This window comes from Neobacillus ginsengisoli (genome assembly GCF_030813055.1).
Genome location: NZ_JAUSTW010000034.1, coordinates 1 through 1,022 on the forward strand (window position 1 = coordinate 1; position 1,022 = coordinate 1,022).

At 36.7% G+C, this 1,022-nt stretch carries 1 protein-coding gene; it reads left to right on the top strand.

Going from position 1 to position 1,022, the window contains the following annotated elements; genetic code table 11:
* Positions 1-260: 260 nt before the first annotated feature.
* The coding region (locus J2S10_RS27360; protein WP_307414355.1) for an IS110 family transposase at positions 261-1,022 on the top strand (762 nt) is incomplete at its 3' end.

Below are 1,022 nucleotides of genomic sequence, written 5' to 3' on the forward strand. Positions count from 1 at the left end.
AAGCACCCGTTCGTATTATAAGATCAGCCAGATATTTCTGGTTGACCATTTTTTATATGGTTTTATGATAACGGTAGCCGGGGTAGAACGTAAGCACCCGTGGGACTTAGAGCCCGTCAAGTAAACAGTTCGCCCCCTACTTGTAGAAACATGTTTGAGGCTGGTTGGGACATAGATCTCGTATAACAAGCGAAGCTATGATACTGCAAGAAGGATTAGGGGTACCGGTGAATTTTATTATTGGAGGAGGAGATTTAAAAATGAATCCAGTCGTTGGTCTGGATGTAGCTAAAGGCGAAAGTCAGGTTCAAGCTTTCTTGGATAAGAAAAAACCTTACAAAAGTAGTTTTAAAGTATCACATACTCTAGAGGGATTAGATACTTTACATCAATTTTTTAGAGAAGTTGAGAACTTAACAGGAGTTAAACCTCCAATTGTTCTTGAAGCTACAGGGCATTATCATACTCCCGTTGTGCAGTATTTTGAGGACAGAGATTATTTATTAATTATAATAAATAATCTTATCTCCTATCGAGCAAAGAGCTCGAGTTTACGGAAAGTTAAAACAGATAAAATCGATGCTTATCATCTCTGTCAATTGTACTATAAAGAGGATTTAGAGCCTTATAAAAAACGAGGAATTCACCTCTTAAACCTTCGTAATCTTACACGGCAACACGAAAACTTAACAGAAATATTTGTACAAGCTAAACTGCAGTTTCAAGCAGTTCTTGATCAGGTTTTTCCTGAGTATAAAGGTGTTTTTGGGGACTTATATTCAATTGTTTCTTTACTAACTCTACTAGAATATCCTACATCTAACGATGTCTTAAAAGCTGGAGAAGAAACGATAGCAGCTAGAATAAAGGAAAACTGTAATAGTCGATCTCGTAAGTGGGCGGCTACAAAGGCAAAGGAACTGATAGCTGCAGCAGCACGAAATCCCTTTCAGAAAACTTTATATCAAAGCCATATTTTAACGCTAAAAATGTATATCAATATGCTTTTAGAATACCAAAAG